Annotated in this window: 12 protein-coding genes; 11 read left to right on the forward strand and 1 reads right to left on the reverse strand. The window is 56.9% G+C overall.

The window, feature by feature from the left end; all coding sequences use genetic code 11:
* Positions 1-2 precede the first annotated feature (2 nt).
* Positions 3-959: an NAD-dependent epimerase/dehydratase family protein gene (locus ACPT9Q_RS08365; protein ID WP_427365569.1), complete on the reverse strand. Its 957-nt coding sequence runs from the start codon at positions 957-959 to the stop codon at positions 3-5.
* Between the two features lie 88 nt (positions 960-1,047).
* Here ACPT9Q_RS08365 and ACPT9Q_RS08370 point away from each other — a divergent pair, with 88 nt between their 5' ends.
* The 11 genes from ACPT9Q_RS08370 (at position 1,048) to ACPT9Q_RS08420 (ending at position 13,573) form a co-directional block, all read left to right on the forward strand.
* Positions 1,048-1,986 carry a class II fructose-bisphosphate aldolase gene (locus ACPT9Q_RS08370; protein WP_427365570.1) on the forward strand — a complete coding sequence of 313 codons (939 nt, stop codon included), beginning with the start codon at positions 1,048-1,050 and terminating at the stop codon, positions 1,984-1,986.
* Between the two features lie 16 nt (positions 1,987-2,002).
* Positions 2,003-3,943, forward strand: a complete 1,941-nt coding sequence (locus tag ACPT9Q_RS08375; protein ID WP_427365571.1) for an FAD-dependent oxidoreductase — start codon at positions 2,003-2,005, stop codon at positions 3,941-3,943.
* Positions 3,944-5,257, forward strand: coding sequence for a B12-binding domain-containing radical SAM protein (locus ACPT9Q_RS08380; protein ID WP_017873314.1), 1,314 nt, complete (start codon positions 3,944-3,946; stop codon positions 5,255-5,257).
* A gap of 25 nt (positions 5,258-5,282) precedes the next feature.
* The gene (locus ACPT9Q_RS08385) at positions 5,283-5,918 is read left to right on the forward strand and encodes an MBL fold metallo-hydrolase (protein ID WP_427365572.1); all 636 of its coding nucleotides are present in this window, start codon (positions 5,283-5,285) and stop codon (positions 5,916-5,918) included.
* A gap of 119 nt (positions 5,919-6,037) precedes the next feature.
* Positions 6,038-6,271 carry a hypothetical protein gene (locus tag ACPT9Q_RS08390; protein WP_017873316.1) on the forward strand — a complete coding sequence of 78 codons (234 nt, stop codon included), beginning with the start codon at positions 6,038-6,040 and terminating at the stop codon, positions 6,269-6,271.
* Positions 6,258-6,824 carry a [Fe-Fe] hydrogenase large subunit C-terminal domain-containing protein gene (locus tag ACPT9Q_RS08395; protein ID WP_427365573.1) on the forward strand — a complete coding sequence of 189 codons (567 nt, stop codon included), beginning with the start codon at positions 6,258-6,260 and terminating at the stop codon, positions 6,822-6,824. Before ACPT9Q_RS08390 ends, ACPT9Q_RS08395 begins: the two co-directional genes overlap by 14 nt.
* Positions 6,787-7,968, forward strand: coding sequence for a [Fe-Fe] hydrogenase large subunit C-terminal domain-containing protein (locus tag ACPT9Q_RS08400; protein WP_427365574.1), 1,182 nt, complete (start codon positions 6,787-6,789; stop codon positions 7,966-7,968). The genes ACPT9Q_RS08395 and ACPT9Q_RS08400 overlap by 38 nt, the downstream gene beginning before the upstream one ends.
* On the forward strand, positions 7,965-9,119 hold the full coding sequence (locus ACPT9Q_RS08405) for a SpoIIE family protein phosphatase (RefSeq protein WP_427365575.1): 1,155 nt from the start codon (positions 7,965-7,967) through the stop codon (positions 9,117-9,119). The genes ACPT9Q_RS08400 and ACPT9Q_RS08405 overlap by 4 nt, the downstream gene beginning before the upstream one ends.
* A gap of 14 nt (positions 9,120-9,133) precedes the next feature.
* Positions 9,134-9,640, forward strand: coding sequence for an NAD(P)H-dependent oxidoreductase subunit E (locus tag ACPT9Q_RS08410; protein WP_427365576.1), 507 nt, complete (start codon positions 9,134-9,136; stop codon positions 9,638-9,640).
* Positions 9,637-11,547, forward strand: a complete 1,911-nt coding sequence (gene nuoF / locus ACPT9Q_RS08415; protein WP_427365577.1) for an NADH-quinone oxidoreductase subunit NuoF — start codon at positions 9,637-9,639, stop codon at positions 11,545-11,547. The genes ACPT9Q_RS08410 and nuoF overlap by 4 nt, the downstream gene beginning before the upstream one ends.
* Complete coding sequence (locus tag ACPT9Q_RS08420; protein ID WP_427365578.1) at positions 11,540-13,573, forward strand: [FeFe] hydrogenase, group A; 2,034 nt, start codon at positions 11,540-11,542, stop codon at positions 13,571-13,573. Before nuoF ends, ACPT9Q_RS08420 begins: the two co-directional genes overlap by 8 nt.
* Positions 13,574-13,683 lie beyond the last annotated feature (110 nt).

The raw sequence follows: 13,683 nt of genomic DNA on the forward strand, positions 1-13,683 counted from the left end.
GGTCACTTCACCTCAAGGATACCCCGGGCAATGAGGTCGTACATGGCTTCGAGAACCGCCCCTTCCGGAGTGTAGCGAGGGACAAACCCAAGGAGTTCCCAGGCCTTTTGCATCAGGACGCAGCACCCCTGGCGAACATGAAGGGCGGCCTCTTCGGGATACCCAAATCGCTCGGTGTACTCCTCAAGGGGCATCGACCTGAATCGGAAGGGTTTCCCAAAGGAAGTGGCGATGAACTCTCCAAGGCCAAAGAAGGTCATCGCGTACCGGGCACCACAGTTGAAGGCTTCTCCCACAGAGGCTCTGGGATTTTCAAGGGCAGCGAAGAAGAGCTCGGCTACATCCTGGGGATGGACATGGTGGAGCGTGCTGAAGCCCCCATCGAGGAGGATAATTTCCTCCCCGTTCAGGATACGTTGGAGACACCCCGGGTCGTGGTCGCCAAAGGGCGTGACGAAGGTTTTCCCCGGCCCGGTAATATGGGTGGGGCGGATTACGGTAATCCGGATTTTTCCTGCTTTCCAGGCAGCAAAGAGAATATCCTCAATCTCGACCTTTTTCCGGGCATAGTCATTTTCGGGGAAGCGGGGAGCGTCTTCTGGGGTGGGAATGATGCGTGTTTTTCCATAGACCCAGGCAGTGGTGCACACGAGCAAGTGCACATCGCTTCCCCGGAGCACCTCTAAAAGTGCCTGGGCACTCTCGGGCTCGAAAGCGATGAGGTCAACAATGGCATCGGGTTTTACGGCGCGAATGTGCTCCTGGAGTATCCCCTTCCCCTCATCTTCTTCCCGATTTCCGGAGATAAAGGTAACTCGCTTCCAGAGGGGGGAATAGGGATAGGGTTGTGTCGTCCCCCGAGCGTACACGAAGACCTGGTACCCGGAGCTCACAAGCCTCGGAACAAGGTAACTCCCGGTGTGCCCTGTTCCGCCGATGACAAGGACTCTTCCCTTCATACTTCCATTGTATGCAATTCTGGTTGCTTCGAAAAGGTATTTGGAGTAAAGTGGAGTAAAGTTTTTTCGAAGAAAGGGGTAGGATGCCGTGGCAGACTGGAGGAAGAAGCTGGCGAAAGCCTCGCTTGCTGACATCATGAAGGCTGCGTTCGTGCACCGGATTCTCGTTCCTGCGTTTAACGTTGCGTATCTCCCTATGGTTCCGGCGATTGTTGAGGCCCTGCACCGTACCGAAACCTTTGCCCTTCTTGAGGTCTCCCGCCCCGATATCACCCGGTTTGGGGCCGGGAGTTTCCGGGCGGTGAAAGAGGCTTTCGACCGCTTTGGGGACCTCTCGCTCTCCCGGCTTCACCAGGACCATGTGCCGGTGATTGACGAGGAGGGGCAGCTCGTGGACTGGAGCTCCCTCATCGATGAGGCCTTGAGGCTCGGGTACCACTCGGTGATGATTGACGGGTCACGCCTTCCCCTTGAGGAGAACATCCGGGTAACCCGGGAGGTGGTTTCCCGGGCTCATCCTCTGGGGGTATGCGTTGAGGCGGAACTCGGGGCCGTTCTGGGGCATGAGTCGGGGCCCCTGCCGCCGTACGAGGAGATTTTTGCAAGCGGCAAAGGCTTCACGGATCCGGAGGATGCGGGGAGGTTTGTGCAGGAAACGGGGGTCGACTGGCTCTCGGTGGCTATCGGCAATATCCACGGGGCAATAAGTGGCGTGGCAAAGGACCAGAAGAAGGTTGAGGCCCGGCTGAATATTGAGCACCTCAAGAAGATTGTGGAGCGCACCGGCATTCCCCTTGTCCTCCACGGTGGTTCGGGAATCCGGAAAGAGTACGTCCTTGAGGCCATTCGCCACGGCATCACCAAAATCAACGTGGGCACCGAAATCCGCCAGGCCTATGAGCAGGCGCTGAGAACCCACGGGAAGATAGAAGAGGCGCAAAAAGCGGTGACGGAGAAGGTTGAAGAGCTCATCGTGACGTACTACGAGATTCAGGGTTCGGCCCGGAAGCTCGCAGAGTACGTATAGAGAGAGGAGGGGGAATGTGCAGTACCCACATCTCTTTGCACCGGGGAAAATCGGGAAGTGCAGCATACGGAACCGGGTCGTCATGCCTCCCATGGCGACGAACCTGGGAAGTGCTTTTGGTGAGGTGACTCCCGAGCTTCTGGCCTATTACAGGAGGCGGGCCCAGGGAGGAGTGGGGCTCATTATTGTAGAGAATGCGCAGGTTGACATGTTCCAGGGCCGAAGCCTCACCGCGCAGATTGCCGTTGATAGCGACAAGTTCCTCCCGGGCCTTCGTGCTCTTGCTGAGGTTATCCATGCTGAGGGGGCAAAGACCTTCCTCCAGATTCAGCACGGTGGACGGCAGTGCACGCCTTCGACGACGGATGGATTGCAACCGGTTGCTCCATCTCCTGTGCCCTGCAAGTTCCTCGGGGTCATGCCTCGAGCACTGACGAAAGAAGAAATCCGTGAGCTTATGGAGAAATTCGCTCAGGCGGCGCTCCGGGCAAAGCTTGCCGGTTTTGACGGCGTTGAGGTTCATGCGGCCCATGGGTATCTCCTGAACGAGTTCCTCTCCCCGTACACTAACAAGCGGGATGATGAGTACGGCGGAAGCTTTGAGAACCGCCTGCGGTTTCTCCTTGAGATTCTTGCGCGCATCAAGGAGCTCGTGGGAGAGGACTTTGTTGTTGGGGTTCGCCTAAGCGTTGAGGAGTTCGTCCCCGGAGGGCTCACCCTTGCGGAATCTCAGGAGATTGCCCGGGCGCTTGAAGCCAGTGGGGTGGACTACATCAGCGCAAGCTGTGGCATCTACGAATCGGTGAGCACCATCATCGAGCCCATGAACTTTGCAGAGGGCTGGAGGGCACATCTTGCACGGGGTATCAAGGAGGTCGTTTCCTGCCCGGTCATCGCGGTGGGGGTTATTCGGCATCCCGAGGTTGCCGAGCGCATCCTTGCCGAAGGACATGCTGACTTTGTGGCCATCGGGCGAGGACTCATCGCCGACCCGGACTGGGCGAAGAAGGCCGCCTGGGGGAGAGAACGAGAAATCAATCACTGTATCAGCTGCAATGTCGGTTGCATCGGGGAGCTCTTTGCCAACGGGAAGGTCCGCTGCGCGGTGAACCCCTGGGCTGGACGGGAGCTCTTCTTTGACGAGCGTGCGAGGGCCCCGGAGAGAAAACGGGTGGTTGTCGTTGGTGGTGGGCCGGGAGGCATGACTGCAGCGCTTGTTGCCGCGCAGCGGGGACACGAGGTGCATCTTTTCGAGAAGGAGAAAGCCTTAGGAGGACAGCTCCGTTTTGCTGCCCGGGCTCCCCACAAGGAGAAACTCCTGTGGTTTGTGGAGTACTTTGAGGAAATGCTTCCGAAAACTGGAGTCTCAGTGCACCTTGGAAGTGAGGCGACTCCAGAAACAGTACTTGCCCTCAAGCCTCAGGCTGTTATTGTGGCGAGTGGAGGAACTCCTGTTATTCCTGAGTTCTCCTCCCTTGATCCTTCCTTTGCCTGCACGGCCTGGGATGTTCTGCGGGGGAGTGTGGTGCTTGAAGAAAAGGATGTCGTTGTCGTGGGTGGGGGCGTTGTGGGGTGCGAGGTTGCCCTTTTCCTTGCCGAGCGAGGCAACAGGGTCACCCTTGTGGAGATGCTCTCCCACCTTGCCGTGGATGCAGAGGTCATCACAAGAATCGAGCTTTTGAAGGCCCTGGGTGCCTCGAGCGTCCATGTCATGACAAGTACCCGGTGCATGGACGTCGAAGGGCGGAGGGTCGTGTACCTGTGTGATGCCGATCCGAGAACTTCAGAACTCCATCCAGAGTACATCGTTTTTGCCATGGGAACGCAACCCAATCGAGCGCTCTTCGACGCGCTCTCCGGGAAAGTTCAGGAGCTCTTCCTCATCGGTGATGCTCGGGAACCCCGAAAAATTTTCCACGCAGTTTATGAGGGGACTCTGGCGGCGACTCAAGTGTAGATGGCGCATGTTCTCCTTATTAATCCCTGGGCGTATGATTTCACCGCTTTTGATTTGTGGAGCAAGCCCCTGGGGCTTCTGTACCTGGGGGCACACCTCAAAAGGAGAGGTTTCAAGGTAACACTCCTCGATTGCCTGGACCGGGGAGACCCGGATTCCTGTGCACCGAAAAACGAGGGACCGCGGAAGCTCCGGGAGGCCGGGTGTGGAGGGTACTTCAGAGAAATCCTCCCAAAACCTGTCTTTTTCTCCTCCATTCCCCGGCGCTTCAAGCGCTTCGGGATGCCCAGGGAGAAGGTTCTCGCTCGTCTTTGGAATCTCGACCCCCCGGATGTGGTTTTGGTGACCTGCGGCTTCACCTACTGGTACCCGGGCGCTTCGGTTTTTGCGGAAATCCTGCGGCGCGCATTCCCCAGGGCATTCCTCGTCCTTGGAGGTGTGTACCCGACGCTCTGCCCGGATCACGCAGAACGTCTTGGGTTCGACGCCGTGGTTTCCGTGGCTGACCCCCTGAGTGTCTCCAGGCACCTTGAGGGACTTCTGGGCACAAGCCTCGGCATCCGGACGTATGAGGACTTCTTTGCTGTACCACCGGCTTTTGAGCTCTACCCGAGGCTTTCCTACGGGGTTGTCCTCTCTTCCCTTGGGTGCCCCTTTTCCTGCACGTATTGTGCCTCCCGAATCCTTGCTCCGTCGTTTTTCCAGCGCCCTCCGCAGGATGTAGCTGAGGAAATCCGCTACCTTTTCGAGCGCTTCGGTGTTCGCCACATTGCGTTTTACGATGACGCCCTTCTTTTCCGGACAGAATCTCACTTTCTTCCCCTGGCGGAGTACCTTGTGCGCCTCAACCTTCCGGTTTCCTTCCATCTCCCCAACGGGCTTCACGCCCGGTATGTGACCAGGGAGGTTGCCCGTTTCCTCAAGAGAGCAAACTTTTCCACCGTCCGGCTGAGCCTTGAAACTGCTGTGTCTCCCCGGCAAAAGCAGAGTGGTGGAAAGGTCACCAACGAACTCTTCGAAGAAGCAGTACGCGCTCTGCAGGAGGCTGGATTTTCTCCCCAGGACATCGAAGTGTACCTGCTTTTCGGCTGGCCGGTGGAGGAAGAAGGCGATGTTGTGGCCTCGGTTTTGTATGTGCGGAGCCTTGGTCTCGTGCCCCGCCTTGCCCTCTATGCCCCAACGCCGGGAACGAAAGACTACGAGACTTTCTTTTCCCATGAAGAGGAACCCCTCTGGCACAACAAAATCGCCTTTCTCTACCGGCGCGGGTGGAGCAAACTCTATGAAAGGTTGCAGGGGAAGGGGAAGTGTTAGATAATGGTTGTGGAGGTGTGGTAACATGGAAGTGAGGTGGTTTGGGCACTCGTTCTTCCTTGTGGCGACGGAGCGCGGAGTGCGCCTTGCCTTTGACCCTTTTGACCAGAGTGTTGGATATCCTCTCCCTGAGGTTGAGGCCGATTTTGTCCTGGTGAGCCATGAGCATTTTGACCACAACAACGTTGCTCTGGTGCGGGGGTACCGGGAGGTTATCCGCCAGCCTGGAGAGTACGTGAAGGATGGTGTGAAGATTCAGGCATTTTCCACCTTCCACGATGAGGAGGAGGGAAAAAAGCGGGGACGAAACAATGTCTTCCGGGTTGAGGCTGATGACCTTGTCCTCATGCACGTTGGAGACCTTGGCATGGTTCCTCCTGATCAGGACATCGCTTCTTGGAAACCGGTGCATCTCCTCTTTGTTCCCGTCGGGGGTGTCTACACCATCGACGCGAGAGGAGCCCAGGAACTCGTGAGCAAACTCTCCCCATCCATCACGGTCCCCATGCATTACAAAACACGATTTCTCTCCTTCAGCCTGAATCCAGTAGAACATTTCCTGAAGCCCTTTGAACGGGTGAAGTTCCTGAGAAGCTCGTCTTTTACGGTGACGGCAAAAAGCCTCCCGTCACTTCCTGAGGTGTGGGTTCTCGAGATCTGAGAAGTGTGGTATAATGCGAACCCTGTGGAGGAGGGGGAGCGGTTGCTCCCCTTTCTCTTTCTTCGGCAAGGAGCGTGAAAATGGTCACGATATCTGTCTGCGTGGGGAGTTCCTGCCACTTGAAAGGGGCGTACGACATCATCCACCAGTGTGAGCGCCTCATTGAGGAGCTTGGTCTCAAGTCTCAGGTGGAACTTCGAGGGACGTTCTGCCTTGGACGATGCACGGAGGATGGTGTCACGGTGGTTGTGGATGACGAAATCCTGAGCGGGGTTTCTCCGGAGAATTTTCGGGAAATCTTCGAGCGCAAGGTGCTCCCCCGAATCCAGGAGGGTTCCCGTGAGCGTCATTAGCACGATCCGCACGAGCTGTCGGGATTGCTACAAGTGCATCCGTCACTGTCCGGTGAAAGCCATCCGCATAAGCTCGGGGCATGCGGAAGTGGTGGATGAGCGATGTGTGAAGGACGGCCGGTGCGTGCTGGTGTGCCCTCAGAAAGCCAAAAAAGTGCGTTCCGACCTGGAGGAGGCCAGGGCTTTGCTGGGAAAAGGAGGGCGAGTTGTGGCCAGTATCGCTCCATCTTTTGTGGCGGCCTTCCCTGAGGCTACGCCGGGTCAGGTTGTCCAGGGGCTGAAGATGCTGGGATTTTCGGAAGTTCGGGAGACTGCAGAGGGTGCTGAGTGGGTGGCAAAAGAACACGCCCTGCTTCTTGCAGAGGGGCGCACCAATGTGATTTCGAGTTCTTGCCCAGCGGTGAACTTCCTCATCACCCGGTACTTCCCAAAGTGCATCGAGTATCTCGCTCCGGTGGTTTCTCCCATGGTAGCACACGGTCGACTCCTTAAAAAGGAGGATCCTCATTTACCGGGTGGTGTTCATCGGCCCCTGTATCGCCAAGAAGGCTGAGGCTGAAGAGGAAGAGGTCCGAGGGGACGTGGATGTGGTGCTCACCTTTGAGGAGCTTCGGGAGTGGTTTCAGGAAGCCCATCTCGACCTTGCGACACTCCCTGAAGCGCCATTCTCCCGGAGACGAATCCGGTGGGCCCGGGCCTTTCCTGTTGAGGGGGGCCTTTTGCAGAGTGCTTCTTTCGAGGTGCATCTTCTTTCCCGGGACGTTGTGACCATTACGGGAATTGACCGGTGCAAGGAATTCTTGGAGAGTTTTTCCCCAGAGCGTTACAAATTTCGAATCATTGAGATGATGTCTTGTGAGGGCGGGTGCATCGATGGACCGATGCTTTCTTCCTCCCTCTCTCCCTATGAACGACGGGAACGGGTGCTCCTCTATACCGAGGAATCCTTGGAGCCTGAAGAGTCCCTGGTGTGTGTTGATCCGCCGAGTTTCCGGCGAGCCTTTGTTCCGGCTCCGGTGCCCAGTCCTGAGGTTCCGGAAGAGGAGCTCCGAAAAATCCTTGCTCTTACTGGGAAATTTACCCCTCAGGATGAATTGAACTGCGGCGCCTGTGGGTACAATACCTGCCGGGAGAAGGCAAGGGCTGTGTACCAGGGCATGGCCGAAGCAGAGATGTGCATCCCCTTCATGCGGATGCGGGCAGAGTCTTTCTCGAGTTTCCTCATGACCGTGACCCCCAATGGCATTGTCCTTGTGGATGAGGACCTTCGCATTGTGGAGATGAACCCCGCTCTGCGGCGGATGCTTGGGCTTGCGGGGAAACTGGTGATCGGGAAGAGGATTGATGAGTTTCTGGATCCCTCGCCCTTTGTGGAGGTTTTGCGAACGAAAAAGGCCACGACCTGTGAGGTGACCTATCCCCAGTACCATAACCTCTTCGTGCGGCTTTCGGTCTTTTTCCTGGAGAAGTCGCGCCTCCTCATGGGGATTTTCGTGGACCTCACGAAGGAAAAAGAACAGGAAGCCATGATGGCTACCATCCGGGAGAAGACCATTGAGAAGGCCCAGCAGGTCATTACCAACCAGATGCGGGTGGCCCAGGAGATTGCCAGTCTCCTTGGGGAAACGACGGCGGAAACCAAGGTTCTTTTGAACAAGCTCATGCGCATCCTCCGGGGAGAGACGCTGGAAGAATGAGAGACCTTTTTGTTGAAATTGCCTGCGCCCAGGTGGCGAAATGGGGCGAGGAACTCTGTGGGGACAGCGTGTGCTACGAGAAGGACGGCAACATGACTGTCCTTGCCTGGTCTGATGGCCTGGGGAGTGGGGTGAAGGCAAACATTCTCTCCACCCTCACCTCCCGGATTATCGTTTCGATGCTCCGGCGGAACTCTTCCCTTGAGGATGTGGTGGAGACGCTGGCTGAGACGCTCCCGGTGTGCCGGGTGCGGAAAATCGCGTACAGCACCTTTTCGGTGGTGCAGATTTTCCCCGATGGGGAGACCTATATCGCCGAGTTCGATAACCCTCCTTTGTTCTGGATCCGGAATGGGAGGGTCATGTACCTGGAGCGGCGAAAGCGAGAAATCGGGAAGCGTGCCGTTCTTGAGGCGAATATCCGCCTCCAGCGCAATGACTGGATTGTGGGTGTCACCGATGGAGTGGTGCACGCCGGCATTGGTGGGCTCTGGAACCTGGGGTGGAGGTGGGAGAAAATCGCCTCGTTCCTCGAAAGCACGGTGAACGAACACATGGACGCGGCGACACTGGCCTTGCGCATCATTGAGACCACGAAGAAGCTCTACCAGGGAAGACCCGGGGATGATGCCACCTGTGTGGTGGCAAAAATCCGCCTTCCCCGACGCCTGATTCTCTGGGCAGGGCCACCGGAGAATCCTGAGAAAGATACAGAGATTGCGCAACGGGTTCTTGCGTTCTCTGGCAAGAAGGCGGTTTGTGGGGGAACCACGGGGAATATTCTAGCCCGGTTTCTGGGGAGGGAAATCCGGGTGGATCTCGCTTCCTTGCGAGAGGATGTGCCTCCTGTGGGGATTCTTGAGGGTGTGGACCTTGTGACCGAAGGAGTGCTCACGCTTTCTCTGGTTCTCCGGCGCTTGCGTCAGGGAGTCAGAGAGGAGGACGTGCGGTATGAAAAAGACGGCGCAAGCCGGCTCCTTGCGCTCCTTTTCGAGGCCGATGAGGTCACCATTATCGGCGGGCGGGCCATTAACCCTGCACATCAGAACCCCAGGCTCTCAGGAGAGCTTTCTCTCAAAGCCAGGATTCTTGAGGAGATTGCCGAGGAGCTGCGCAAGCGTGGAAAGATGGTGCACCTTGAGTACTGTTAGCGGAGGTGAGACCTGTGGAAAAGCTTGGACCAGAGGTTGCCCTGGGCCGAAGCTTCGAAAAGGTCAACGCAATCCTCGAGAAACACGGTTATGATTCTACAAACCTCATTGCCATCCTCCAGGAAATCCAGGAGGAATACCGGTACCTGCCGGAAGAAATCCTCACCTATGTGGCCACAGCCCTGCGGGTTTCTCCGGCGTACGTCTACGGAGTGGCCACGTTCTATGCCCAGTTCTCACTGAAACCAAAGGGAAAACACATCATCAGGGTCTGCGATGGCACGGCATGCCACGTGAAGGGTTCGGAAAAGGTCCTGAGAGCGATACGGGAGTACCTGGGCCTTCGGGAAGGGGAGAATACCACTCCGGACCTCCTTTTCACCGTGGAAACGGTGGCCTGTATCGGAGCGTGTGCTCTCGCTCCGGTGATGGCTGTCGATAATGAAGTGTTTGGCCCTATGGATGAGGAGAGAGCGCGACAGATCATCGAAGAGATCGAAAAGAGGAGTGAGGTCTCGTGAGGTTTGCCACGCGGAGCGACCTCGAAGAGTACATTGGGTCTTTGAAGAAGCAACAGCAAAAACAGCGGGTTCTCGTGTGCATGGGCACAGGGTGTCTTGCCAAAGGTGCTGAGGCAGTGTACAGGCGTTTTGCAGAAGTTCTCGCCCGGGAGGGCCTCGATGTCTCTCTGGTTTTGGACAGGGAAGATGCTGCCGAGCAGCATTTTGCTCTCTGTCCTACAGGGTGCATGGGGATCTGCGAGACAGGCCCGAGGGTTCGTGTGGAACCCCATGGAATACAATATCTGCGCGTAAGGCCGGAAGATGTTGAGGAGATTGTCGAAGAGACCCTGAAAAAAGGAAGCATTGTTTATCGCCTGGTTCAAAGCGAAGTGTTGCCCGATGGCCGAGTACAACACTGGCCCTTGATGAAAGACGACCCCTTCTATCGGAAGCAGGTTCGGCTGGTGCTTCGGAACTGTGGAACCATCGATCCGGAGAACCTTGATGAGTACCTCGCCCGGGACGGGTACCTTGCCCTGGCTAAAGTTCTGACGGAGATGACTCCTGAAGATGTGATTGGGGAAATCATGAAATCCGGTCTTCGAGGCCGGGGAGGCGGAGGGTTTCCCACGGGGAGGAAATGGCAGTTTGCCCGCATGGTCAAGGCCGATAAGAAGTACGTTATCTGTAACGGAGACGAAGGGGATCCAGGAGCTTTCATGAACCGCTGTCTCATGGAAGGCGACCCCCATGCAGTTCTTGAGGGTCTCGTTATTGCCGGGTATGCCATAGGAGCTCAGGAAGGGTACATTTACGTTCGAGCTGAATACCCTCTGGCAGTGAAACGGTTGCGCAAGGCCATCCAGGATGCATACCAGGCAGGTCTTTTGGGGGAGAATATTCTCGGGACGGGGTTTTGTTTTGACATCCGCATTAAAGAAGGTGCAGGGGCCTTCGTTTGTGGGGAAGAAACCGCCCTCATTGCTTCTATTGAGGGGAAGCGAGGCATGCCCAATCCCCGACCCCCATATCCGGCCCAGAAAGGTCTTTTCGGCAAACCCACGGTCATCAACAACGTGGAAACCCTGGCTAATGTTCCAGCCATCATCCTCCACGGAGCAGAATGGTTCCGATCTTTTGGTACTGCAACGAGTCCCGGTACCAAGACCTTTGCCCTCACGGGAAAGGTGAAGAACACTGGTCTTGTTGAAGTTCCGATGGGCATCACTCTGCGAGAGCTCATCTTTGATGTTGGCGGAGGTATTCAGAACGGTAAGCGCTTCAAGGCTGTGCAGATTGGTGGGCCGTCGGGAGGGTGTCTTCCGGAGGCCTTTCTCGACCTTCCGGTGGATTACGACTCCCTCTGCAGTGCCGGGGCGATCATGGGTTCTGGAGGTCTTGTTGTCCTTGATGAGGACACCTGCATTGTGGAGGTCGCCCGCTTCTTCATGAGCTTCACCCAGAGTGAGTCCTGCGGGAAGTGCGTCCCCTGCCGGGAGGGAACAAAGCACATGCTCAACATTCTCCAGAAGATTGTGGATGGGAAAGCCACGCTGGAAGACCTCGCCCTCCTTGAGGAGACGGCTCTCGTGGTGAAGGATGCCTCGCTCTGCGGCCTTGGGAAAACGGCGCCGAACCCAGTACTCACGACGCTGCGGTACTTCCGTGACGAGTACATCGATCACGTGGTGCACAGAATCTGCCCGGCCCAGGTGTGCCAGGCAATGCGGGAATTCTGGATTGACCCGGAGAAGTGCCGTACCTGTGGCAAATGTGCCCGGGTCTGCCCGGTCTCGTGCATTTCGGGTCGTCCTAAAGTACCCTACGTGATCGACCAGGCAAAATGCATCAAGTGTGGCTCGTGTTTTGAGGCCTGTCCCTTTGATGCCATTGTCATCAAGTGGAGGAGGAAGGGCAATGCGTGATGCAGAGAAGAAGGTCGTTATCGTCGATGGCCAGGAAATCCCCCTTGAGGGAGAGAAGAACATCCTTGAGGTAGCAAAGAAGGTCAATATCGATATCCCCACCTTCTGCTACCACTCGGATTTGAGCGTGTATGGAGCCTGCCGGATGTGCCTTGTGGAGGTGGAAGGAAGGGGTCTCATGCCTTCGTGCTCCACACCCCCTGAGCCTGGCATGGTCATCCGCACGAATACTCCCCGGGTGCTCGAGGCCCGAAAGATGATTGTGGAGCTGTACCTTGCCAATCACGACCGGGACTGCACGGTCTGTGAGCGGAATTTGAACTGCCGCCTGCAGGAAATGGCCTCCCGCATGGGTATCACGAAGGTCCGCTTCGGCGAGAGGACTGAAAAAGACCCCAAGGACGACTCCACTTTTTCCCTTGTGCGGGACCCCAACCGCTGCATCCTCTGCGGTGATTGCGTGCGGGCCTGTCGGGAAATCGAGGGCATCGGGATTTACGATTTCACCCATCGGGGTGCCCGGGCACGGGTGGAGCCGGCCTTCGGGAAGAAGCTCTCTGAGGTCGAATGCGTGTACTGCGGGCAGTGCGCCATTCGCTGTCCGACGGCGGCACTCGTCGTGAGATCAGAGGTTGACGCCGCCTGGAAGGCGGTGCTCGATCCTGGGAAGTTCGTGGTGGCGCAGATTGCCCCGGCAGTCCGGGTGGCCATTGGTGAAGCCTTCGGCCTTCCTCCCGGGGAAATCACCACCGGGAAAATCGTTGCTGCTTTGAAGAAAATCGGTTTTGACCGGGTCTATGATACTTCATTCAGTGCGGATCTTGTGGTCATTGAGGAAGCCGAAGAGTTTTTCCGGAGGCTCCAGAGTAATTCCCGCCTCCCACAGTTCACCTCCTGTTGCCCATCCTGGGTGGTCTTCGCCGAACGGAACTATCCCTTCTACCTCGAGCACCTCTCTTCGGTCCGTTCGCCGCAGCAGGTCTTTGGCTCAGTCATCCGGAATTTCGTCTCCCGGATGGAGGACGTGCCCAATGAGCGCCTTGTTTCGGTCTCCATCATGCCCTGCGTGGCGAAGAAATTCGAGGCCCGGAGGCCTGAGTACGTCCACGATGGAGTTCCTGATGTGGATATCGTCCTCTCCGCCCAGGAGACCATCAAGATGATTAAAATGGCCAATATTGATTTCCGGGAGCTCGACCCCATCCCCTTTGATACCCCTCTCAGTGCAGGAAGTGGTGCCGGTGTTCTCTTTGGGGTTACCGGAGGCGTGACCGAGGCGGTTCTGCGCTATGCTTATGAGCGCCTCACCGGGAAAGAGCTCAAGGAATTGGAGTTCAGAGCTGTTCGGGGCTTTGAGACCGTCCGGGAAGCGGAGGTCGATTTCGACGGGAGACCTGTGCGGGTGGCCATCGTCCACGGTCTGGCCCATGCCCAGCGGCTCATCCAGGAAGTCCGGGAAGGGAAACGTTCCTACGACTTCATCGAGGTCATGAACTGCCCTGGAGGATGCATCGGGGGTGGTGGTATGCCTCTTGCCTACCCCGACTACCAGACGGTGCTCAAGAAACGTGCTGAAGGCCTCTATAACGCCGACCGCTTAAGCCCGGTACGTAAGGCCCAGGACAACCCGGCGGTGAAGTTCCTCTATGAGCGGTGGCTCAAGCACCCGGGGAGTGAACTTGCCGAGCGGTACCTCCACACCCACTACTACTCTCGCCGGAGGATTTCCGATGAAGTTATCCGCATCCAGGAGGCCAAAAGCTCCCGGAAAGTGGATGTTGCAGTCTGCGTCGGCACAAGCTGTTACCTCAAGGGCTCCTACAATATCCTCCAGCGGCTCCTCAAGATGGCAAAGGAGTACGGCGTTGAGGATCGGATAAGCATCGGAGCCACGTTCTGCCTTGAGCGTTGCGCCAAAGGGCCCAACATCCGGATCAACGAGGAGATTGTGTCCGGTGTGGGAGAAGAGAATCTGAAGGAGATTTTCGAGAACCTCATCCTCCCCCATCTCCAGGAAGTTCGCTGAAGCATCCCGGGGCTCTTCCTGAGGGCCCCGGGTTCTGGTATTGACATGTTTTCCTCCTTTTTCTACAATCCCGGTAGGTTTTGGGTTTTTGGTTTTGAGGAGGGGGAGAA

The sequence above is a fragment of the Candidatus Caldatribacterium saccharofermentans genome, from assembly GCF_050267035.1.
In the GTDB taxonomy this organism is placed as follows: domain Bacteria; phylum Atribacterota; class Atribacteria; order Atribacterales; family Caldatribacteriaceae; genus Caldatribacterium; species Caldatribacterium saccharofermentans.

Coding starts and splice junctions, on each gene's coding strand:
- ACPT9Q_RS08365 (WP_427365569.1), bottom strand. CDS start 959: ATGAAGGGAAGAGTCCTTGTCATCGGCGGAACAGGGCACACCGGGAGT.
- ACPT9Q_RS08405 (WP_427365575.1), top strand. CDS start 7,965: ATGAGAGACCTTTTTGTTGAAATTGCCTGCGCCCAGGTGGCGAAATGG.
- ACPT9Q_RS08420 (WP_427365578.1), top strand. CDS start 11,540: ATGCGTGATGCAGAGAAGAAGGTCGTTATCGTCGATGGCCAGGAAATC.
- ACPT9Q_RS08380 (WP_017873314.1), top strand. CDS start 3,944: ATGGCGCATGTTCTCCTTATTAATCCCTGGGCGTATGATTTCACCGCT.
- ACPT9Q_RS08385 (WP_427365572.1), top strand. CDS start 5,283: ATGGAAGTGAGGTGGTTTGGGCACTCGTTCTTCCTTGTGGCGACGGAG.